The sequence below is a fragment of the Ascidiaceihabitans sp. genome (genome assembly GCF_039986515.1).
In the GTDB taxonomy this organism is placed as follows: Bacteria; Pseudomonadota; Alphaproteobacteria; order Rhodobacterales; family Rhodobacteraceae; genus Ascidiaceihabitans.
Window position 1 is genome coordinate 684832 of the sequence record NZ_JBDWQO010000007.1, and the last position, 22726, is coordinate 707557.

A 22726-nucleotide genomic window follows, 5' to 3' on the forward strand; every position below is an offset into this window, starting at 1 on the left:
TGACGTGATATTGTGAAAAAGGCCATATATAAGTTGATCAAAAGACGACATCAAAAAAGGCAGGCACCCCCATGTTCAAATTAATCAAGCTTCTGATTTACCTGTGCTTTTTCGGGTTTATCGGCTTGGTAGGCTATGCATATGTCGGCCCCTTCTTCGGTGCCGATTTTTCTGCTCCGCAAGAAGAAGTGCGTGCACCTGTGGTGTTGAATGCAGACTAAAGCAGTCATTTTATCAGCATCGTTTGCGGTTTTGGCGACTGTTCTGGCGCAAAGCCTCGCCTTTGCCCAAGACACACCGCAAGGCCAACCGCTGTCTGTGATTGATTGGCTTGATACGCAGCCCACGTCCCAACCGCTGCCCCAACCTGCAGCGTTGCTGCCGGATGAGCCCGATGTTGCGACAAGCGGATCGGTGGCGCAGGTCACGGTGGCCCCCTTGGACGGACAAGGGCCGCGTATCATCGGATTGGTTCCGTCTGACGTGACTGGACTGCCCGACAGTTTGTGGACCCATTCGGACGCGCAAAGCCTGACCCGTAAATTGGGCACGTTAACCGCGCAACACCTACCAAGCGCGCAATCCTTGTTCTATACAGTTTTGTTGGCTGAAACCGCGCCACCCAAAGGCAAATCAGAAGCGTTCCAATTGGCCAGAATTGACGCGCTGATCGCTTTGGGTGCAGTTGACCCTGCATTTGCCCTGATCCAACAGGTTGGACCCGAACAAGACGCGCAGTTGTTTTCGCGCTTCATTGATCTGAGCCTTTTGAATGATACGGAAGAAACGGCCTGTGCTGCATTGCTAAAAGCGCCACAACTGGCCCCCGGCTATGCGGCACGGATTTTTTGCACTGCGCGCGCTGGCGATTGGTCAACGGCCGCGTTGTTGCTTGGCACCTCACGGGCTTTGGGTGTTTTGCCTGAACCCCAGTCCAATGCATTAGAGCGTTTTCTGGACCCAGACCTTTTCGAGGGTGCCGCACCTTTGCCCCGTTTGGCCGATCCGAATGCATTGATGTTTCGGGTCTACGAGGCACTTGGCCAGCCAATCAGCACAAAAACATGGCCACGCGCCTATGCCCATGCTGACTTGCGTGACGTGACAGGATGGAAAGCCCAACTGGACGCCGCAGAGCGTTTGGCCACCGTCGGGGCCTTACCTGCCAATCGTTTGCTTGGCGTCTATTCCACACGCAGGCCCGCAGCCTCTGGCGGCATTTGGGACAGGGTCGCTGCCGTCCAACGTCTGGAAACCGCAATTCGCACCAAAAGCCCCCAAGCCATTGGCAAAACGCTGCCATTGGCGTGGCAAAAAATGAAATCCGCGGGCCTTGCTGCGCCGTTTTCCACACTTTTTGCACCTCAGGTTGTGGGCTTTGGCCTGGAAGGTCCTGCCAAAGACATAGCGTTTAAAATGGCTATGATGTCTCCCGACTATGAGGCCGCAGCAGTCGCAGGCGATCCCGCTTTTGCGTTTTTGGCCGGCCTTGCAAAAGGCACACCGCCCAAAGGCAATACCGACTTGGAACTTGCGATTGAACACGCATTTTCCACTGGGGAATTGGCAGATAAATTTCAAATTGCACTGAACACTCGGACCCGGTCATTGGGGGCTGTGCTGATAGATATTCTGGAACAGGTCCAAGCAGGCGCGGAAGGCGATCTGACCCAACTGACCGAAGGCTTGCGCAATCTACGTGCGCTAGGTCTGGAAGACACCAGTCGCCGCGTGGCCTTGGAGTTGCTTATTCTGGGGCCTGCGTCATGAACGATACAGATCGCTGGATTTCCACCTTTCTTGACGCACAGGCCGCAGAACTGGGGGCCGCAAACAACACTTTGTTGGCATATGGCCGCGACCTGAAGGACTTTGCCGAATGGCTGACGGCACGCAAGACCAGCTTTGACACCGCCACTCAGGATCACGTTGAACAATACCTGGTGCACTGCGACGCCCAAGGGCTTGCCAAAGCCACCCGCGCACGGCGTTTGTCGTCCATCAAGCAAATCTACCGCTTTGCGTTTGAAGAAAGCTGGCGGACAACCAACCCCGCCATTCAGGTGTCCGGTCCCGGTCTGGACAAGCGTTTGCCCAAAACCCTCGATGAGGCAGAAGTCGACAGGTTGCTGGCTGCCGCCCGGTCAATGGGTCGCGACACATTGCGCAACACCTGCTTGATGGAACTGCTTTATGCCACGGGCATGCGGGTGACTGAACTGGTCAGCCTACCTGTGACCGCAGCGCGCGGTGATCCCCGCGTTTTGCTGATTTTGGGCAAAGGCGGAAAAGAGCGCATTGTGCCCTTATCACCCCCTGCCCGCGCGGCCTTGGCAGAGTGGTTGCCATTTCGGGATGCGGCTGATGACGCGGCAAAAGCCAAAGGTGCTGCGCCGTCAAAATTCCTGTTCCCTTCGCGTGGCAAAGACGGGCATCTGACGCGCCACCGGTTCTACCTTTTGATCAAGGAATTGGCCGTGGCTGGCGGTGTGACACCCTCCAAAGTTACGCCACATACGTTGCGCCATGCTTTTGCGACACATCTGTTGGCGGGAGGGGCCGATTTACGGTCGATCCAGGCGATGTTGGGGCATGCCGATGTGGCAACGACAGAAATTTACACCCATGTTCTGGATGCGCGTCTGACCGAATTGGTGTTGGATCATCACCCGCTTGCCACAGCGGTTCAGCGGCGGCGCAAAGCAGGTGGCAAAACGTCTTCCGATGGCCAATAGCCCGTTTCCAAGGCAATATCATACCCCTGCCTAAGACCTGCGTTTTCCATATCCCCTTGTGCGCCCTTGACGTCATAGGGCAGACGGCGCATTTGCACCGCGCCTTTTTCCAGCACCATAAAGTGCGTATATGACCGCCCGTCATGGGCTGGCATGCCGATCACACCGGCGTTGATCCAGCGTCCAAACGGCGTCTCTTTGATGAACTGCAGCCCCGAATGCCCCGCAATCACATGGTTTACGCGCCCTATCTTAGCGGTCAAAGCTGCCCATTCCTGTTCAAATTCTTCCATGGGCGACACACGCCAGATGAAGCGTGCCACGTCCGTGGCGGCGCCATGCAGCACCGCATAGCGTTCCCCCTGATGATCAAAGGTGATGACATCAGGAAGGCCTGCCATCCAATCAATGTCTTTTTGGCTCAGTTGTTCTTTTGCAAAAGAAAACCATGACAAAGATGCAATATCGCAGGCCGTGCCTTCTTCAAAGCCGCATCCGCAATCGGCTTCGCCTTTGGCCAACTGGATTTCACAATTTCCAGCCACCACAGAACATCCCGCCTGACGCACCATGTCCACGGTCGAAGCAGGGTCACCGCAATACGCCACAGTATCGCCTGTGCAAATCAGATGGGTCGGTTTGATTTTGCGCTTTGCAGCTTCTTCAAACAAAGCAAGCGTCGCGTGGGCATTTGAATACGGGCCACCAAAAACCAAAACAGAACCGTCAAGTGTGCCGAGGTGATGATGTCGCATGCCGCAATCCTTTGTCGTGCGGGCCTTGATTGCGCCGCTTTGCCACCCCATAACCAAATCAACTATAGGATACACGTTAAAATGGACGAACCTTCTACCACAATCCAAGTCGCAAATTCGCTTGAAGCCGCCCAAACGTTGGGGGCGGCATCAGCATTGGATGCGGCCTTTTGGGTGACATGCGCGGTGATTTTGATGCTGCTGGTGATGTCAGGGTTCTTTTCCGGATCTGAAACGGCCTTGACTGCGGCGTCACGCGGGAAGTTGCGATCGCAGGCAGACAAAGGATCGCGGGGGGCCGCAAGGGCTTTGCGGATCACCGAAGACAATGAACGCTTGATCGGCTCCGTTTTATTAGGCAACAACATCGTCAACATTCTGGCGACTTCGCTGGCCACGGCCATCTTCACACGCGCCTTTGGCGAAAGTGGCGTCGCTTTGGCGACATTGGTTATGACAGCGTTGGTTTTGGTTTTTGCCGAAGTTTTGCCAAAGACATACGCCATCACGAATTCCGAAAAAGCCGCGTCTTTCGTTTCGGCGCCCATCGCGCTGATCGTGTTCATCTTTTCGCCTATCGTGGCGGCCGTGCGGTTTTTTGTGCGTGGCGTGTTGGGCGTATTTGGTGTGAAAATTGACCCCGACAGCAACATTCTGGCAGTGCGCGAAGAAATCGCCGGCGCCTTGCAATTGGGCCATTCCGAAGGCGTTGTGGAAAAAGAGGACCGGGACCGCATCTTGGGTGCCTTGGATTTGGGCGACCGGGTGGTGGAGGAAATCATGTTGCACCGCTCTGACATCGAGATGGTCAATATCGACGACGGCCCCGAAGCCATTCTGGAACAGTGTTTACAATCCAATCACACGCGCTTGCCCGTGTTCAAAGATGATTCAGAAAACATCATTGGCGTGATCCACGCCAAAGACCTGCTGCGCGCGATGTACAAGATTATTGGTGGCCCCGATGGCGACGCCACTGCCCTGAAAAGCTTCGATGTGGTGGACGTCGCGATGGAGCCATACTTTGTCCCCGAAACCACCACGCTGGACGATCAGATGCGTCAGTTTTTGCGCAAACACACCCATTTTGCGTTGGTTGTCGATGAATATGGCAGTTTGCAGGGGCTCATCACGCTGGAAGACATTCTGGAAGAAATCGTGGGCGAAATTACCGATGAATTCGACCCCGACGGCGACCATCCGGTTGTGACGGGCGAAGATGGCCAGTTCATGGTGGATGGGGCAATGACAATCCGCGATTTGAACCGGGCAACGGAATGGAACCTGCCCGATGACGAAGCCAACACCGTCGCAGGGCTGGTGATCCACGAGGCACAAATGATCCCCACCGCCGGTCAGGTGTTTTCATTCCACGGATTCCGTTTCGAAGTCATAGCCCGCGAGGGCAACAGGATCACGGGCTTGCGAATTCGTCCGTTGGTGCATTGATGCTGCAAGCGACCATTTGACGAATTAGGGTGATATTTACGCATCCGCGCTAACAAACCCTATTCGATAACGGGATTTGAATGCGCAGCTTGATCCGTAAAACACTTGCGACCGCAGCGTCACTGCTGCCGATACTGGCACTGGTGCTAAGCTGGCCCAGTGCGCTGCGCGCCCATTGTGATGTCATCCCTGAATTTGGAACACTTTTGCAATTGTCGCTACAAATGGCAGACACCGACGGTGATCCGGCAGAGGTTTTTACGCAATCCAACGCAGTGCTTGGGGCATTGGCACTGGATGTAACAACAGCGCGACTTGATGATGCAGACCATAGCAATGCGCGGACTGCGGTCACTGTCTTTTTGCAAAACATGCAATTTATCAATCAGTTGGCGGCTTCAAGAGGTCCCGCGAAAGCACAAGCCTATGTACAGTCCGAAGCATTCATAACAACCCGCAGCGCCGCTTTTCGCACCTATCAGACCTTGTGCCATGACGCCGATGCGGAAACATTGGAAGACCTGTTTCCAGACGACATGCCGACCATTGCGTCAGACAGCGATCACGCGACGCTAGGTGTTGGTCTTGGCACGACAAACCTACCCTCTCAGTCAGACCAAAGCTGGGGTCAGCTTTTGATTGGGTTGTGGGGGTTGTGCGTCTTTTGTGTCACCGGTTTGCATTATGCACTGATTTTGAAAACATCCGGACGCTTGATGCGGCATTATTGTAAAATCCCCGCAAAGCTGAGTGTAGCTGCACAAGACGTTTCGGGACACGTATTGCTTATCGGGATCAATGGGGCGCAATTTGAACCGGACAATGACGAAGACGCAGCAGCAATCGAGGGTCTTGAAGCAGGGATGTTTTGCGACATAACAATTGCGGGCCAAGAGATGGCCGCGAAAACGATTGATCAGGCGGTGTCTCGCGTCGCTCTGTTGTTTAAGGAACCGTTGGAAAAAATCCAGGTCAAAGCCGCTTTAGACGCCTCTTTGACCCCACCAAAACCCGACAGAACCGGTAGAAACGCTGATCCGGCGAGACGGTACCGCTTTGGCAAAGGATATATTTCCGATCCGGTTTCTGATGCGTAGACGTACGATGCATACGACGACGCATACGACCCAAAAGACGTTAGGCGCGCAGTTTTTGACCTTTGGGATCAAACGGCGGTTCCGCTAGAACGCGTGCTTTGTGTGGCAGTCCAAGCACCATAACATCGACCATGTCGCCGTTTTCCACGCCTTTGACGTAGCCCAAGGCCAAGCTCATCCCGACAGAATACCCATATGCACCAGACGTCACACGCCCGACCCCTTGCCCGTCTTTGAAAATCGGCTCTCCACCAGAGGCATCGGCGTTTGATGCGTCGGTCATAGCCCCATCCAGATGCAACAAGACCAGCCGTTCGCGCATCTCGTTTTTCAACACATCAGAGACGGCTGCTTTGTTTAGAAATTCCTTGTTCATCTTGCACAACCGGTCCAAACCGACCTCTTGTGGCCAATATTCTGGCGAATACTCGCGTCCCCATGATCCGTACCCTTTTTCAACGCGCAAAGACATCAATGCCCGCCCGCCCACAGGTCCCGCGTCAAAGGCTTTACCCGCATCTAGCAGCGCCGTGTAAAGGCGCAGTTGGTCAGCCTCGGCGCAGTGCAATTCCCATCCCAGATCACCAGTAAAAGAGACACGCAGCGCCAAGACATCAACACCGGCAAGTTCAATGCGTTGCGAACGCATGAATGGAAAATCTTCTGTCTTTAGCGATGCATTGGTCAACCTTTGCAACAGTTTACGACTGTCTGGTCCGGCCACATTGAACCCGCAAACACTGTCCGTGAGGCTTTCAAACACCGTGCCTTCCGGGCACGGCACTGCATTGAAGAAACGTGCGTGATAGCGTTCCGCCATACCCGATCCGATGATCCAGAATTCGTCTTCGGCCAGTCGCGTGACGGTGAAATCGCCCGCAATTCCACCCCGCACCCCGATCAACGGTGTCAGACAAGACCGTCCAACCGCTTTCGGCATCACATTGGCAAAAACCGCGTTCAACCACGTTTCCGCGTCCGGCCCCTTGCACCGGTATTTGGCGAAGTTCGAGATGTCGATGATGCCAGCACGCTCTCGCAACATTTTGCATTCCGCGCCAACTGGGTCCCACCAGTTTTGGCGCGTGAACCCGTCAGTGTCCGAAGCCCCCGGCGTGTCGGCATACCATAACGGGTGTTCCCACCCATAGTTCAGCCCCATAACCGCGCCCATTTCCAGCTGCAAATCATGAACAGGACGCGTGCGCACAGCGCGGCCTGCACTACGTTCTTCATTGGGGAAGTGGATTTTGAAACGGTTGGCGTACTGGTCGCGCACACGTTCTTTGGTAAAGGTCTTGCCTGCCGCCCCTTGCGTGGCCCACGCCCCGAAACGCGCCATATCCCATGGAAACATATCGTATTGCATTTCGCCTTCGATGATCCATTGGGCCACCATCAACCCCATGCCCCCCGACTGCGAAAAGCCCGGAATGATGCCGTTGCAGCAGAAGTACCCTTTTTTCTCGGGCACTGGCCCCAGCAAGACATTGGAATCCGGCGACCAGATCATCGGACCGTTGATAACGCGCTTGATTCCAGCGGTTCCAACGACCGGAACACGTTCGATGGCGCGCATCATGTTGTCTTCGATACGTTCCAGATCATCATCGAAAAGGTCGTGGGCAAAATCCAGCGGCGTCCCGCCTTCCGCCCAAAAACGCATGTCCTTTTCATAGGCGCCCACCAACAATCCTTGCCCCTCTTGGCGCAGATAGTATTCACCGTCTCGGTCCGCAACCGAAGGCAACCGCCGATCCATCGCGTCGATTTCGGGAATGGTTTCAGTGACAAAGTACTGGTGTTCTGTGGGTTGCAGCGGCAATTCTATACCCGCCAGCGCCGCGACTTCACGCCCCCATAGCCCTGCGGCGTTGATCACCCAAGGGGTCCGGATATCGCCCTTTTCGGTTTCGACAATCCATGTGCCATCGGGCTGTGCTTCGGTGGCGAGGACCGGGTTAAAGCGCATAATCTCGGCCCCGTTCTGACGCGCCCCTGTTGCATAGGCCTGCGTCACCCCTGATGGATCCACATTGCCGCCATCAGGTTCCCACATAATGCAACGGATGCCATCATAGTCGACCAAAGGATGCAGGCGTTCGGCCTCTGCGCGGTCAACTTCATGAAAGTTCATGCCATACAATTTGGCCTTGGCTGCTTGCAAACGCAGCTGATGCTCACGCGCCTCGGTTTGTGCCAGATAAAGCGATCCGGGCTGGAAGACACCGCATCCCTGCCCTGTTTCCTGTTCCAGTTCTTTGTAAAGCCCCATGGTGTAGTGCTGAATACGGCTGATGTTTGTGCTGTCATGCAGACCGTGAATATTGGCGGCTGCGTGCCACGTTGATCCTGACGTAAGTTCGTCGCGCTCGATAAGAACGACATCTGTCCACCCAAGTTTTGTGAGGTGGTACAAGATAGAACAGCCAATCACGCCGCCCCCGATAACAACTGCCTGTGCATGAGTGCGCATGAAACGAGCCTTAGGTTTGCTTAACTTTCGCCCAACTTGCGCCGGGTGGCATTGGCACAGTAGCGCAGTTGCGACATGTCACGTCGCTGGCAAGCAAATTGCACGAAAAAGAAGTTGGCCTACAGCACGCCCCTGTGCGCCGCCTGTTTCAACCAGTCCAGGTCCGGGGGATGCGTCATCTGCGTCTCGGCCCGTTCAAACAACTCTTTTGCGACGCGTCTTGTAACAACAAATCAGGATCCATCGGAGGCACATGAAGGCGGTCGAATTCCGGCGATTGCGGCTCCCGGATCGTTGTTGCCTGGCGACAAGGCCTTGGTGCCTATTTCGCTCATCGCGACCATGCCCAGTCTGGGGGCTTGGTCAAAACTTCGCACATCCCCCACCTTGATGTAGGCCCGCAAATCTTGAGCCAAGTCGGCGTTCATTTCGCCGGCCATTTCGCCGGCCATTTCGCCGACCACTTCGTCGTCAACCCATGCCAGTGGGGCGTTCAAGAACACGAAGTCACCCAAACGGGCCGTCACTTACACCAGAACATCGTGATCTTGCGACCGGTTTTGCATGATTTCGGGCACAATGCCGCGCAGAAACCCGCTTTGGTCCGCAGTAAGTGCAACGGCCACTTGCGGCACGTCCTGCGTCAAAGGATTGGCCCCTAGACAGGGGCGGTCCAGACCTTCGAGGAACCGTGTACGGGTCACGTCTTCGACGTGGCGTGTGGTGTCCAGCAAACTGCCAAACGTCTGCACATGCAGAACCCAATGCACCAGTGACCATACGACAAAACACAGCACCAAAGCCGTCATCCAGAACAGCACCATTGCCTTTTCATCGCCAAACACGCCGGTTTCACGCAGAAAAATTGTGACAAGCGCGTAACATAGGTGCCGATAAACGCCGCAAGCGTGTTTGGTGTCACGGAACCTTCCATGATCAGCAAATGCGCACCCGGCGTGAATTGGGACGACGTATTGCGATGCACTGTCACCATAACGGTCAGTGAAAACACGGTGACAGCAAGCATGGCGTTGGCAATGATCTGCAACAGCCTGTCAACGACAGCCCCTTGCAAACGGCCATTGCCCCCTTCCGGCAAAATGCTTTCAGTCAATGTGGCGATGCCCAAGGCGACCAGTGACAAAAGACCAACGATCAAGACCCGGGTCCATAGCTTGCGCAGGTATTCTTTCAGGACGTGTGTGATGGAATTCAGCCTGTTCATGTCTCTTAACACCTGTATGCCCTTTTGGTTCCACACAACAAATACGACACTTTTTGTCGCCACTACGCTATGCAGCTGTTGCGCGGTGGCTATTCTGTACCCAGACCACAAAGGAGCCTACCCATGCAAACCACAACCCGTGTTGCCATTATCGGAGGCGGCGTCGTTGGCGCGTCTGTGTTGTATCACCTGACCAAATTGGGATGGTCGGATGTGATGCTTTTGGAACGGTCCGAATTGACGTCTGGATCCACATGGCATGCGGCGGGCGGGTTTCACACTTTGAACGGCGACACCAATATGGCGGCCCTTCAGGGGTATACCATCAAACTTTACAAAGAGCTGGAAGAGATAACCGGCATGTCCTGCGGTCTGCACCACGTCGGCGGCGTCACCTTGGCCGACAATCAAGATCGCTTCGACATGCTGTTGGCGGAACGTGCCAAACACCGCTTTATGGGTCTTGAGACTGAGATCGTCACGCCGGACGAGATCGCCAAAATCGCCCCTGTGACCAATCTGGATGGCATAATCGGCGCGCTTTACGACCCTTTGGATGGCCACCTTGACCCATCCGGCACAACCCACGCCTATGCAAAGGCCGCGCGCATGGGCGGGGCCACGATCCATACGCACACAATGGTGCAAGAAACCAACCAGCGCCCTGATGGCACATGGGATGTGGTCACGGACAAAGGCACAATCCACGCCGAACATGTGGTCAACGCCGGCGGTTTGTGGGCGCGTGAAGTGGGCGCTATGGCAGGCATCTATTTCCCTCTGCACCCGATGGAACACCAATATCTTGTGACCGAAGATGTGCCGATGATTGTCGATATGATGAAAGACGGGCATGAGCACCCCCATGTCATGGACCCCGCCGGCGAAAGCTATCTGCGTCAAGAAGGCAAAGGGCTATGCATCGGTTTTTACGAACAAAAATGCCGTCCATGGGCCGTTGACGGCACGTCGTGGTCCTTTGGGCAGGACCTTTTGGACAACGACTTTGACAAGATCGAAGACAGCATTGATTTTGCCTACAAACGCTTTCCCGATCTGGAACGCGCAGGTGTGAAAAACGTGATCCACGGGCCGTTCACCTTTGCCCCTGACGGTAATCCTTTGGTCGGCCCTGTCCCCGGCGTGCGCAACTATTGGTCCGCGTGCGGCGTCATGGCGGGCTTTTCGCAAGGTGGTGGCGTGGGATTGATGTTGGCACAATGGATGATCGAAGGCGAACCGGAACGCGATGTCACGGCCATGGATGTGGCACGGTTCGGAGATTGGATTTCGCCGGGCTATACCTTGCCAAAGGTCATCGAAAACTACCAAAAACGCTTCAGTGTATCTTATCCCAATGAAGAACTGCCCGCCGCACGGCCCAATCGCACCACACCCATGTACGATATTTTCACAAAAATGGGCGCAGTTTGGGGACAGCAATACGGGCTGGAAGTTGTCAATTACTTTGCGCAAGGCGACGAGCCTGCCTATGAAACCCCGTCCTTTCGCCGCTCGGACGCATTTGATGCAACCGCCCGCGAGGTTCGTGGCGTTCGACAAAATGTAGGCATCAACGAGGTGCACAATTTTGGCAAATACAGCGTCAAAGGCCCAAATGCGCGGGCATGGCTGGACAAGATTATGGCCGGCCGTATGCCAAAGCCCGGACGCCTCAGCCTGACGCCTATGCTGTCTTACAAAGGCAAGCTGATTGGCGATTTTACGGTGTCCTGCCTGTCCGAAGACAGCTTCCAGCTGACGGCATCCTACGGGGCGCAAGCCAACCATTGGCGCTGGTTCAAACAACATGAGGAAAGCGGCGTAAGCATCGAAAATATAAGCGATAAACGAAACGGATTCCAGATCGCAGGCCCAAAGGCGCGTGACGTTTTGCAGGCCTGCACCCGCACAGATGTGTCCGCGATGAAGTTCATGGATGTGGCGCATATGACCGTCGGCATGACAGACTGCATTGTGCAGCGCGTCAGCTACACCGGTGATTTGGGCTTTGAAATTTATTGCGATCCTATGGGCCAACGCAACCTGTGGAACACCCTATGGGCCGCAGGACAAAACCACGCGATGGTGCCCTTCGGGATGCGCGCCATGATGTCGTTGCGGCTGGATAAATTCTTTGGGTCTTGGTTGTCTGAATTTTCGCCGGATTATACCGCGTTGGAGACGGGTATGGACCGCTTTATCAGCTATAAAAAGAACACCGACTTCATTGGCCGCGCCGCCTGTGAAGCGGAAAAGGCACAAGGTGCGGTGCGCCAGTTGGTGGCCTTTGAAGTCGACGCTGTTGATGCAGATGTTCAAGGCTATGAACCGGTTTGGTTGAATGGCAAAGTCGTTGGCTTTTGCACATCTGGCGGCTATTCGCATCATGCGCAGAAATCCATCGCGTTGGGCTTTTTGCCGACTGCCGATGTCGCGGACGGGCTTGCTGTTCAGATTGAAATACTCGGCCAGATGCGCGACGCACATGTTGTGACGCAACCGCTGTTTGATGCGGATGGTGCGCGCATGCGCGGATCATAGTGGATGCCTGACGCAACCCGCCCCCTTCCGATTTTACTGCTTGCGGCTGGTGCGTCGTCAAGGATGCGGGGCGGTGACAAATTGATGGAAATGGTGATGGGCGCCCCGTGTGTCCACACGATGGCTGCGCGGGCCAGTGCAACGGGGCATGCGGTGTATGTGACGCTGCCAAATGCCGATCATCCACGCAGTCACGCGTTGCAAGGTTTGGAGGTGCACAGAGTTTTTGTACCTGATGCCTCTGCCGGCATGTCGCGCAGCTTGCAAAAGGGCATCGCCGCCCTGCCCGCGGACCATATGGGGGCTATGATCCTGCCCGCAGATATGCCCGACATCACAACAGAAGATATGGCAGAGATGTTGACGGCGTTTCAGACACACCCCTGTGATGCACTGCAGGCATCGACGCAGGACGGACAAGCGGGGCATCCGACAATATTGGGGCCCGCCTTGACCCGTCAGGTTGGGACTTTGGCCGGAGACAAAGGGGCTGCGTCCTTGATCAAAGCCGCGCCAGACGTCAGATTGCATCCCCTTAACGGAAAACGGGCGCGTCTGGATTTAGACACGCCCGAAGACTGGGCCGCTTGGCGCGGCGATTGATCATACAATAGCTTTATTGCATCACTTTGGTCAGCAACTGTGCTTCGTGTTTTTTCAAAGACATACGTGCGGACCCGAATGCGTCCATGCCAGCGATTGTACTTAGATCAGGGAACAACGTCAGAATTTCAACGCGTTGTGCTTCGCCTATGCCACGCATCGAATGGTCGCCCGGTTGGAAGCTTTCTGTCCAACCGCCATCCGCCAGAATGATTTCATGCTGATCAAACATCAGGTGCAAATAGCTGATGGAATGGGTTGTGATCTGATCGATCCCCTCAAGCCCTGTCAGGTACTTGGCCGCGATCAACACTTCGCGTTCCTCGAACATCACCTCGGCCAGATCCGAATTCAGCAACATGCGGTGGTTTGGGCTGACCAACATGTCCCGCTCGGGCAGGCCTTTGCCCAAAGCGCCTTGACGGATGAACACAGGTTGAAATTCGGGGTGAGCGTCCAGATCTTGCGCGGTCAAATCACGACGCCCGACCCAACGCAGAGGTTGGATGCCGTTGTCGCGGGTGAACACCATATCGCCGACTTTCAGGGCCTCGACTGCGACTTCGCCACGACGTGTGGCAATGCGGGTTCCTGGGGTGAAGCAGATGATGATCTGTTCAATTTCTGTGTAGTCGGTGCGGCCCGTGATGTTGCCGTTTTCGTCCAAAAACTCGATCTGACCAGATTCAGGACCGGTCTGGATGACATTCGTGCGCACACCCGACAAATCAAGGATGTCGATATCCGACCCGTCTGCGTCTTCGCCGCCCACAATAACGTGGTTGCCACCTGCATCGAAGTTGAAGATGTCACTATTGTTGCCACCCTCCAAACGGTCATTGCCCGGGCCCGCTGTCAGCGTATCGGTGCCGTCGCCGCCAAACAAACGGTCGTCGCCTTCGCCGCCGTTCAGGCTGTCCGCGCCAGCCCCACCATCCAGCAAGTCCTGCCCTTGGCCGCCCTCCAGCGTGTCGTTGCCTTCGCCGCCGTCCAACTGGTCATCGCCATCCCCGCCAATCAGGGAATCCTCGCCGCCCTGCCCAAAGATCGTGTCCTGACCCGAGCCGCCGTCAATCGTGTCATCGCCCGCTTCGATCGGCGTGACCACCGCATCGTCGATCAGGTCCCCAGAGAAGGTGAAACCGGAATTGGTGTTGCGTGCCTCAAGCGAAAATTCGATGAATTCGCGGTTTTCAAATTCCGCCGAAAACCATGCGTCTTGATCCGAGGGGTTGTTCTGTTCACCCCCGACCGCCGTGACAGTACCGGGACCATTTTCAAGGTTCAGCGATGTGTCGGAAGACGTGCCAAAAGCCGAAAAACTGCTGGCCTGCAAGGTCACGGCTTCGCGGTCGGTGGGGCTGTTGCGGTCAAGATCGTTGAAGGTCGCAACCGAATTCAGCGCCACAGGATCACCTGTTGCCGGATCAAAGAATTCGAACCGGAACTCGGCTGTGTCGCCGGTGCCGTTGCCGTTCATCAAGATTTCAAAGCCACGACCACCGGTCAGATCGACCGTCATATTCGGGTCGGACTTCGATACCAGAATCAAACGGCCCCAGACCGGCGTGCCATCTTCAAGCTGGGCGACATTGCTGTAGACCGCTGAATCGCCCGCGCTGGCGTTGTTGCCTGTGTAGGTTTGTGACTGCACATTGTTGATGTTCAACGTCAGCGGGGATGCGTCAGCGCCCGGTGCCGTGCCTTCGCCCACATCGCCAAACAGCAGGTCGTTTCCGCCGCCGCCATCAATCTGGTCGTCGCCGCCTTCCCCAGACACAACGTCCTGACCGTTCATCGCATTGATGACGTCATCCTCATTTGTGCCCTGCAAAGTGTCGTTGTTGGACGTTCCGTCGATATTGGCCATGGCAGTCGCCTTCCTTGTCGGAATTCAAAAAACAATTAAAAAACAAATGCAGCCCTCACCGCATGTCGTTGGATTTAGTACAATTTGACACAGTTTCCATGGGAAAGAACCGGACGATGCATCACAATCCGTCGATCTTGGCGTTTTCCTGAACATATGCTTAACGCGGACGTAGGGATTGGAAACAATTTGCCTGTTTTTGCGCTATTGTTAACCGAAAAAACGGCACAGTTGCCTGCGCCGTTTCCCCGTCGATACGAATCGCTTCGCATCTTGTCGCTGCATATGCGTTACGTCTCCGCCCCCGGAGACGCTGCCCAAGGCGGGCTTACTTCGTCAGAAGCGCCGCCTCGTGCTTTTTCAATGCCCGGCGTGCGGATGTGTAGCCGTCGATCCCTTCGCGTGTTTCCAATTCAGGGAACAGTTCGAAGATTTCGTTGCGCTGCGCATTGCCCACGCCAGCCAGCGTTTGGTCGCCCGGCTGGAAGCTTTCCGTCCAAGCGCCGTCCGATAGAACCACCTCGTGCTGTTCGAACATGATGTGGATGTATGTAGTCCATGCTACGTCCACCACATCTACGCCATCCAGACCCGTCAGGAACTTGGCTGCAACAAGAACTTCGCGCTCTTCAAAGTAAAGCGCTGTCTTGTCGTTGGCCACCAGAACCCGGTGGTTCGGAGACACCATCATGTCACGCTCAGGCAGACCGCCACCCAAGGCACCTTGGCTGATCATGATGGGACGCAAGTGCTGTGCTTTCGCAAAGTCTGCGGCCTTCATGTCCTTGGCGCCCATCCAGCGGATCTCTTGAATGCCGTTGTCGCGGGTGATGATCCGGTCGCCGACCGCAAGGTCCTCGACGCGGCGTTCGCCTTTCGGTGTGGCAATCAACGTCCCCGGTGTGAAGCAAGGGATGACATTCTCGATGTTTGTGAATGTCAGCTGGCCTGCATCGTTGCCGTCGCTGTCGAAATAGTTGACCACACCGTTTTCAGGGTTGGCATCTTCAAAGACAACTTGCAAGGAACCGCCGCTTGGCGCTGACCCCGACAGATCAAGCGTATCGAAGTCGTCACCGCCTTCGTTGCCATCGACCACGTCACCAGCATTGACGTTGATGAACGTGTCACGGTCATCGCCACCCGACAGATCATCGTCGCCGCCGTTGCCAGCATCAATGGTATCGTTGCCGGTTCCGCCGTCGATAACGTCGTCACCCGTTGCACCTGTGATGCTGTCGTTGCCAGCACCACCGTTCAGGGTATCGTCGCCTGTGCCGCCGTCGATCTGATCATCGCCATCGCCGCCGTCGATCACATCCGCGCCGTTGCCGCCGATGATGGTGTCATTGCCAGCACCGCCGTTGATGATGTCGGCATTCAGCCCACCGTCGATCAGGTCGTTGCCTTCACCACCTTCGATCACATCCGCGCCTGTGCCACCGTCAATGGTGTCGTCGCCATCGCCACCATCAATAAGGTCCTTACCGGAGCCCCCATCGATGCTGTCGTTGCCGATCCCACCGCTGATGTCGTCACGGCCTTGGCCACCCAGCAGTGTATCGTTGCCGATACCGCCGTCGATGGTGTCGTCGTCGATCTCACCGTCGATAAAGTCGTTGCCTTCGTCACCCATAAGGATATCGGCATCGTCTGCACCAAAGATCACATCGTCGCCTTCACCACCAGACACGGTGTCGATGCCGTTGTCTGGACGCAAATCCGGACCAAACGGGTTCGACCCATCATCTTCGATGTTCAGGTTATCAAGGCCCAGATCAGGGTCATTGCCAGCGTAGATGGTGTCGTTGCCGATCCCACCCTGGATGTCATCGCTGCCTTCGCCGCCCACGATACGATCATCGCCTTCGTCGCCGGTGATCACATCGTCGTCGATGCCGCCATCAATGACGTCGTCACCTGTGCCGCCCACGATCGTATCGCGGTCGTCGCCGGTGCTGATGGTGTCGTTGCCGGCACCGCCATCCACGAAGTCGCGGTCGTTTTCAGCTTCAGGTGTACCATCTTCGCCAGAGAACAAGCCGGGATAGCCTGCATCGATGGCGAGATCGCCGTTGCCGGTGAGAATGACGTCATCGCCATCCCCGCCTTCAACCGTATCAGACCCGTCACCGGTAGAGATGTCATCGTCGTCGGCACCGCCGTCAACCACATCATCCCCGTCACCCGCTGCGATAACGTCTTCACCTGTTCCACCTGCGATCGTGTCGTCGCCATCACCGGCATGCAGACGGTCATCGCCCTCACCCCCGTCAATGTCGTCGTCACCATCACCTGCGATCACAGTGTCATTGCCGCCACCGGCCACAATGATGTCGTCATCTTCGTCTTCCGGATCGTCAGAGAACACGTTGTCGCCGCTGTCGACCAGATCATTGCCCGGATCACCAGTGTAGTCCTCGTCGATCAGCTCACCAGCATCCGTACCCGTCACAATACCGTCACGCACAAAGACCGTGATTTCAGCGGTATCAGAACCACCATCCGGGTCTTCGATCGTGTAAGTGATCGTCGCTTCGCCTTCAAAGTCAGGCGCTGGCGTGAATTCGATCTGATTGCCAGCAATCTCTACGGTGCCCTGATCTGCAGGAACAGTCGCATCCGTAATCGTCAGCGGATCGCCTTCAGGGTCGGTGTCATTGACGAGTGGATCAAACACGAGGGTTTCACCCACGACAACTTCACCGGCATCGTCATTCACAGCATCAGGACCATCGTTCATGGGGATCACGTCAACCACAGCTTCACCGGTGTCGGTGCCGCCATTGCTATCCGAGATCTCGTAGGTGATCGTCGCTTCGCCGTTGAAGTCTGGCGCCGGTGTGAACGTCACTGTGCCGTCGCCGTTGTCCTCGACCGTGCCTTGATCGGCAGGGACCGAGACCGAGATCAACGTCAGATCGTCGCCATCTTCATCCGTGTCGTTGCCAACCAGATCGATGGTGACTGGCGTGTCCTCGTCGGTGCTTGCTGCGTCATCCACAGCAACCGGACCGTCGTTGACTGCGCCCACGGACACAACCGCGGTCCCTTCGTCTTCACCGCCCTGACCGTCGACAACCGTGTAGGTGATCGTGGCTGGGCCGTTGAAGTTTGGCGCTGGTGTGAACGTTACCGTGCCGTCGCCATTGTCCTCGACCGTGCCTTGATCGGCCGGGACCGAGACTTCGCCGATGGTCAAAGGATCGCCGTCGACATCCGTGTCGTTGCCGATCAGATCAATCGTCACCGGCTCGTCTTCGTTTGTCGTCGCCAGATCATCCACTGCAATCGGATCGTCGTTGATGGCTGCCACTTCGATCTCGTGGATCGCCGTGTCCGTGCCGCCATTGCCGTCTGTGATCGCATAGCTGATCGTCGCAGTGCCGTTGAAGTTTGGCGCTGGTGTAAACGTCACCGTGCCATCGCCATTGTCGACCAACGTGCCTTGATCCGCAGGCACAGTCGCCCCCGTCACTTCCAGATCGTCGCCTTCAACATCCGTGTCATTGGCCAGCAAATCAACCGTAACAGACGTGTCTTCATCCGTCACATCACTGTCATTCACAGCATCAGGACCATCGTTTACAGGCGTCACACTGACATTGACTGTTGAGGTGCTGGTTTCACCGCTTGGGTCTGTCACTGTCACAGTGAAGCTATCCGGACCGTTGTAATCTGGGTCAGGTGTGTACGTCAGAGTTCCATCAGGGTTTTCTGTCACGGTGCCGTTGTCTGGCTGTGTGAAGCTGTCGACGGAGATTGGATCGCCGTTTGGATCCGTATCATTGGCTGTTGGATCGAAGGTGACGCTGTCATCTTCATCCACAGTGATGTCGTCGTCGTTCGCCGTCGGGCCTTCGTTCTGTGGATCGCTCAGGATCGTTTCGATGCCTTCAAAGTCCAAAGTCGAGCCGTCTGCGAATGTCACAGTACCTGTTGTGGCACCATCATCGTTTGCATCGGCCTGTTGGTCGATGGTAACGACACCAGCACCGCGCAAATCAAGCACATCGTTGTCGGTGGTTTCATCGGGGCCATTGCCACCGTCAATAACGTCGCCGTCACCATCCGCGCCGCTGGTCACGATGAATGTATCATCGCCGCCTTCGCCAAACACGACGTCAGACCCTGCGCCACCGGTGATGACGTCATCACCGGCCTCACCGCTGGTGTCCGCTGTGCCAGGTACGTCGTAGGCGATATCTGTAAAGTTGATACCGGTGTTCAGGGTGCCGTCTTGCTCGTGCAGGACTTCCCAGCGCGCGACCGGACCAGGAATTGTGACAAGCACAGAGTGCGCCGGATCATCATCATCAGCGTAATCGTCATCAATGCTTGACGCCGTATCGTTGCCCGGAACACCATCCGAATTGGACAAGGCCAAATCGGAACCCGCGTCGGACAACACCACTTCGATCGGGTTGCCGTCTTCGTCGTAAGCGCGAACAACCACACGACCATCGCCATCGATGTCATTGATACGGAATTCTACGTTTTCTACTGGCGTGTCAGAACTCCAGCCATACGTGGCTGAATTCACGTCACCGTTCAGGACGGAGTTGAACGACCCGTTTTCGTTTACGCCAGAATCAAGGTCTGATGTGTACTGCGTCTCTGTATCATACTTGTTTATGACGCCGTTGGACGCGTTCAGGATTGAGAATGTGACATTTGCATTCCCCGTGTCCTGAGTGAAGTCAGACGCAGTATTATTATTGCCGAAGCCTGGTGCGTCATCCCACTGGAATATTTCGCGCGCGGCAGGCAAACCGGACGTATCTTCGCCATTGTCGCCGTAGATCAGGTCATCACCAGCGCCGCCGTCGATTGTATCATCGCCTTCGTTGCCAAAGATCGTATCGTTACCAGTGCCGCCCGCAATCACGTCGTCATTGGTATCGTCTTCGTCGTTGACTTGAACACGCAAATCTTCACGCTGCGGTTCGCTCAGGTTGTCGCCATCACGCACCACAACAAGTTCATAGATGTTGTCGCCATCTTGGTCGGACGGGTTATCAAAATTTGGAACAAACCCATTTGCGTATGTGACTTCGCCGGTATCTTCATCAATCTGGAAGAACCCCGCATCTGGGCCTTCGAGGCTATAGGTAACAGTTCCAAGTGCTTCCGCATCCAATTTGGTCTCAGAGACCATACGGCCTTCGCTATCGACAGTATGTGCGGTCGAAATCTCGTTAATACCCAATTCGTCAAGGGTTTTCAGTTCGCCTGTTTCCAGAACACCGTCGCCGTCATCAACCCAAACGGCCAAACCATCCAGCTCGCTACCAGAAACGACGCCATCGTTGTTGGTGTCTTTCAGGTCGGACAGTTTTTCATAACCGTTGGCCCATTCGCCGCCTTCGTCGCCAAACAGGGCTGAACCGTCAACATTGCCGCCTTCAGCCGCAACCACGTCCAAGTCGATCAGCAAACCGTCACCGGAGCCGTCTAACCATTCGATTTCATCCAGAGTGCCATCATCATCAAGGTCGAAATTAACGGTGTCACCGCCGTTGTAATCGTGCCCGATCTCTGTTGAATCACCCGTCGTGTCGATTTCACCGTTGTCGTTCAGGTCAAACGCGATCGGAGAAATCCAGCGCACTGCCTCTGAATCAGCGGTTACGCTTTCGTTCGACAACTCTTGGTCGACTTCAACAATCACGGTTTGAGTGTCGAACTCTGTGCCATTTGCGTAATCATAGGCACCAGCACCACGTATCCCGTAATAGACGAGTTCAACGGATTCACCTGGCTCTAACGGCTCGCCAAGTTCCCAACGTACTTGTCCTTCTGGCAACCCATAGCTGCTGCCTGCGCCAAGAATTTGCCCGGACGGCGCCAAACCAGGTTCGGTGATCTGAACTGTGCCGTTTGATGTGTCGCCAACTTCAAGTAACGCAGGATTGAAATTGTTGCCCCAGAATGTGTTGTTCCAAGCGTCTCCAGTTTCAGAGGTAACAGTGTCTTGTCCAGGCTGCCAAATATCGATGTTCTCGGGAATTGAATCTTCAAGAACCACACCCGTCGCCGTCACATCAGAGGTGTTGCTGACTTTTACCGTGAATTTTACAACTGTGCCGCGGAATGCGTATAGGTTGTCACCCTCGCCGGCTTCGTCGTCACTTTCTGTGTCATATCCGTTGAACCCTGTACTGTTATAGCTTTCGATGGATTTGTTCACCTTAAGCGTTGTCGGTTCTCCGGCCTCGGTTGCAAACCAGACATCTTCGGTATGTACGCAGTCATCCGTGTCAAAATCTACAGAGAAGCTGCTGTCGCCTTCGGTGACTTGGACGGAATTAGGGTTCCCTCCACCATTGCCGCCATTGTCGCCATTGTCGCCGTAGATCAGGTCATCATCAGCGCCGCCGTCGATGCTGTCATCGCCGGAGCCGCCCAGAAGAACGTCATTTCCGCCTTCACCAAAGATCGTGTCCTGACCTTCGCCACCTAACAATGTGTCGTCACCGTCCGGACCGTTGTCTGGGCCACCGGCTCCACCATCACCGTACAATACATCGTCACCTGTGCCACCTTCGGCGTAATCTGAGCCGCTTCCGGCAAACACTTCATCATTGCCTTCCCCGGAGTTGATTGTGTCATCGCCACCTAACGCATCAACGATATCGTCCTGAGGGCCTTCGCCCGCGAGGATTTCGTCGTTATTGTCGATGCGGTCGCCTTCTGGATCGCCATTGTAGTTAACGTCAATCAGGTCTGCATTGTTTGTACCATCAACAATACCGTCCGCAGGCAATGCTGGTGGGTTGTTGATGATGTCGACGTCATAGATGGCAAGATAATCAACGGTGCCATTGAAATACTGCGAATGCACACCGTCATCTGATTCACGTGCGCCGACTGTCCAGCTTTCGTCGTCTTGATCCCCAATATCCATTGTCAGACCAGTCACGTTGTTATCAACGCTGTGTGTTTCACCTGTCGTCAGGTTTTCAACACGGAATGTACCGCCGCTGTTGATGTCCCAAGTGTAGGTTACTTTGACGTCGTCGCCTTGGTCCAAAAAGTTTGCGTCTGTCCATTGGATCAGATCGTCACCCGGCACGCAGTGCATGACGCCAACGCGACCGTCTTCGGACACACGAATTTCAAAGGCACCTTCGGTAGCGATATCAGCCGTTTCACCGCGTGACACGACAACGTCATCGCTCGAACCAACATGCGCAGTTTGATTGAACTGTATTGAGAGCGTGCCTTCGTCCAACTGGAACGGGTCGTCGTCACCAGCGTTCGGGCTGTCGCCGGCAGAACTACCTACAATTTCGCCGTCAACTTCAAAACGGTCACCATTTCCATCAAGGTGCAGCTGGTCACCGGCGATGTTTGCGTTGCCGTGCAACCAACCGTCCTGGCTAACGCCGTCTGCAACACCCGTGTCATCGAGTTCGCTCCCGTTCAAGAAATCCCAAAGGCCTACAAGGTTTCCCGCAAAGGGGTCATTGAAGTTGTCAGCCATATCTTATCGCTCCTCGTTATTGCGTACAACACGCTTGTCGCACGCATGCGAACTCTGAATTTTTAACCCGTCGGAGACGATGCACTTGGTCAATGGGCGACCCGCACAACGTTCATCAACATAAATAGGAGGAATGCCCTGAAAACAGGCCATCAGAAGGGCGTAATTTAGGCCTTTGTAAGACCTAAAACACTCCTTCACACAAACGTCACAAATGTTGTGCATAACAACACTGCGAACGCACGTCCTCCGCATCTGATTTGATGCGTCATTGTGCGGTCGCCCCCGTGACCTACAGACATCGCCCCCCAGTTAGGCAGGTTCACTCATACTCAAAGCAGGACCTTTAGCAAAAGGGAAAAATACGATTAAAATCCCACATTTGATGCGTTCCAACCGGAGCGTGTGTAGAGTAATTTTCCACGATTCAATCATCAATTGAATCTGCGTTCTCGATATGAAAACAAAGGAATTTCCAATAAATCC

Annotated in this window: 12 protein-coding genes and 1 pseudogene; 7 read left to right on the forward strand and 6 right to left on the reverse strand. The window is 55.2% G+C overall.

Annotation, left to right across the window (positions count from 1 at the left end; all coding sequences use genetic code 11):
* Positions 1-71: 71 nt before the first annotated feature.
* Genes ABJL60_RS06000 through ABJL60_RS06010 form a run of 3 tightly spaced genes read left to right on the forward strand, consistent with a single transcriptional unit; the run spans position 72 to position 2735 of the window.
* Positions 72-221, forward strand: a complete 150-nt coding sequence (locus tag ABJL60_RS06000; RefSeq protein ID WP_348285929.1) for a hypothetical protein — start codon at positions 72-74, stop codon at positions 219-221.
* Positions 211-1770 carry a hypothetical protein gene (locus ABJL60_RS06005; RefSeq protein ID WP_348375330.1) on the forward strand — a complete coding sequence of 520 codons (1560 nt, stop codon included), beginning with the start codon at positions 211-213 and terminating at the stop codon, positions 1768-1770. Before ABJL60_RS06000 ends, ABJL60_RS06005 begins: the two co-directional genes overlap by 11 nt.
* Positions 1767-2735 carry a site-specific tyrosine recombinase XerD gene (locus ABJL60_RS06010; protein WP_348375332.1) on the forward strand — a complete coding sequence of 323 codons (969 nt, stop codon included), beginning with the start codon at positions 1767-1769 and terminating at the stop codon, positions 2733-2735. Before ABJL60_RS06005 ends, ABJL60_RS06010 begins: the two co-directional genes overlap by 4 nt.
* Here the strand turns inward: ABJL60_RS06010 and ABJL60_RS06015 are convergent.
* Positions 2687-3490: a metallophosphoesterase family protein gene (locus tag ABJL60_RS06015; RefSeq protein ID WP_348375334.1), complete on the reverse strand. Its 804-nt coding sequence runs from the start codon at positions 3488-3490 to the stop codon at positions 2687-2689. The two genes, ABJL60_RS06010 and ABJL60_RS06015, sit on opposite strands and share 49 nt — an antisense overlap.
* Positions 3491-3685: 195 nt before the next feature.
* Here ABJL60_RS06015 and ABJL60_RS06020 point away from each other — a divergent pair, with 195 nt between their 5' ends.
* Together ABJL60_RS06020 and ABJL60_RS06025 are read left to right on the forward strand one after the other, a co-directional pair.
* The gene (locus ABJL60_RS06020) at positions 3686-4939 is read left to right on the forward strand and encodes an HlyC/CorC family transporter (protein ID WP_348286000.1); all 1254 of its coding nucleotides are present in this window, start codon (positions 3686-3688) and stop codon (positions 4937-4939) included.
* An 80-nt stretch (positions 4940-5019) separates the two neighbouring features.
* Positions 5020-6036 (forward strand): hypothetical protein, encoded by a 1017-nt coding sequence (locus tag ABJL60_RS06025; protein WP_348375336.1) that lies wholly within the window; start codon positions 5020-5022, stop codon positions 6034-6036.
* Positions 6037-6076: 40 nt separating this feature from the next.
* Here ABJL60_RS06025 and ABJL60_RS06030 read toward each other — a convergent pair whose 3' ends face one another.
* From ABJL60_RS06030 to ABJL60_RS06040, 3 genes and pseudogenes are all read right to left on the reverse strand, one after another.
* Positions 6077-8512, reverse strand: coding sequence for an FAD-dependent oxidoreductase (locus ABJL60_RS06030; RefSeq protein WP_348375338.1), 2436 nt, complete (start codon positions 8510-8512; stop codon positions 6077-6079).
* A gap of 233 nt (positions 8513-8745) precedes the next feature.
* Positions 8746-9357: pseudogene (locus ABJL60_RS06035) on the reverse strand (DUF2254 family protein).
* A complete protein-coding gene (locus ABJL60_RS06040; protein ID WP_348375339.1) occupies positions 9318-9737 on the reverse strand; it encodes a DUF2254 family protein in 420 nt (139 codons plus the stop codon). Before ABJL60_RS06040 ends, ABJL60_RS06035 begins: the two are co-directional and overlap by 40 nt.
* 123 nt (positions 9738-9860) lie before the next feature.
* Here ABJL60_RS06040 and ABJL60_RS06045 point away from each other — a divergent pair, with 123 nt between their 5' ends.
* Both ABJL60_RS06045 and ABJL60_RS06050 read left to right on the forward strand, forming a co-directional pair.
* Positions 9861-12281 carry an FAD-dependent oxidoreductase gene (locus ABJL60_RS06045; protein WP_348375341.1) on the forward strand — a complete coding sequence of 807 codons (2421 nt, stop codon included), beginning with the start codon at positions 9861-9863 and terminating at the stop codon, positions 12279-12281.
* Positions 12282-12284: 3 nt separating this feature from the next.
* The gene (locus ABJL60_RS06050) at positions 12285-12884 is read left to right on the forward strand and encodes a nucleotidyltransferase family protein (protein WP_348375343.1); all 600 of its coding nucleotides are present in this window, start codon (positions 12285-12287) and stop codon (positions 12882-12884) included.
* Positions 12885-12897: 13 nt separating this feature from the next.
* Here ABJL60_RS06050 and ABJL60_RS06055 read toward each other — a convergent pair whose 3' ends face one another.
* Complete coding sequence (locus tag ABJL60_RS06055; protein WP_348375344.1) at positions 12898-14754, reverse strand: Hint domain-containing protein; 1857 nt, start codon at positions 14752-14754, stop codon at positions 12898-12900.
* 328 nt (positions 14755-15082) lie between these two features.
* Entirely contained in the window at positions 15083-22240 is a 7158-nt protein-coding gene (locus ABJL60_RS06060) for a cadherin-like domain-containing protein (RefSeq protein ID WP_348502100.1), read from the reverse strand.
* Between the last annotated feature and the right edge of the window lie 486 nt (positions 22241-22726).

Excerpts from the sequence above, each read along its gene's own strand:
- ABJL60_RS06055 (WP_348375344.1), bottom strand. The coding sequence starts at position 14,754 with ATGGCCAATATCGACGGAACGTCCAACAACGACACTTTGCAGGGCACA.
- ABJL60_RS06010 (WP_348375332.1), top strand. The coding sequence starts at position 1,767 with ATGAACGATACAGATCGCTGGATTTCCACCTTTCTTGACGCACAGGCC.
- ABJL60_RS06060 (WP_348502100.1), bottom strand. The coding sequence starts at position 22,240 with ATGGCTGACAACTTCAATGACCCCTTTGCGGGAAACCTTGTAGGCCTT.
- ABJL60_RS06045 (WP_348375341.1), top strand. The coding sequence starts at position 9,861 with ATGCAAACCACAACCCGTGTTGCCATTATCGGAGGCGGCGTCGTTGGC.
- ABJL60_RS06040 (WP_348375339.1), bottom strand. The coding sequence starts at position 9,737 with ATGAACAGGCTGAATTCCATCACACACGTCCTGAAAGAATACCTGCGC.
- ABJL60_RS06025 (WP_348375336.1), top strand. The coding sequence starts at position 5,020 with ATGCGCAGCTTGATCCGTAAAACACTTGCGACCGCAGCGTCACTGCTG.
- ABJL60_RS06015 (WP_348375334.1), bottom strand. The coding sequence starts at position 3,490 with ATGCGACATCATCACCTCGGCACACTTGACGGTTCTGTTTTGGTTTTT.
- ABJL60_RS06030 (WP_348375338.1), bottom strand. The coding sequence starts at position 8,512 with ATGCGCACTCATGCACAGGCAGTTGTTATCGGGGGCGGCGTGATTGGC.
- ABJL60_RS06050 (WP_348375343.1), top strand. The coding sequence starts at position 12,285 with ATGCCTGACGCAACCCGCCCCCTTCCGATTTTACTGCTTGCGGCTGGT.
- ABJL60_RS06000 (WP_348285929.1), top strand. The coding sequence starts at position 72 with ATGTTCAAATTAATCAAGCTTCTGATTTACCTGTGCTTTTTCGGGTTT.
- ABJL60_RS06020 (WP_348286000.1), top strand. The coding sequence starts at position 3,686 with ATGCTGCTGGTGATGTCAGGGTTCTTTTCCGGATCTGAAACGGCCTTG.
- ABJL60_RS06005 (WP_348375330.1), top strand. The coding sequence starts at position 211 with ATGCAGACTAAAGCAGTCATTTTATCAGCATCGTTTGCGGTTTTGGCG.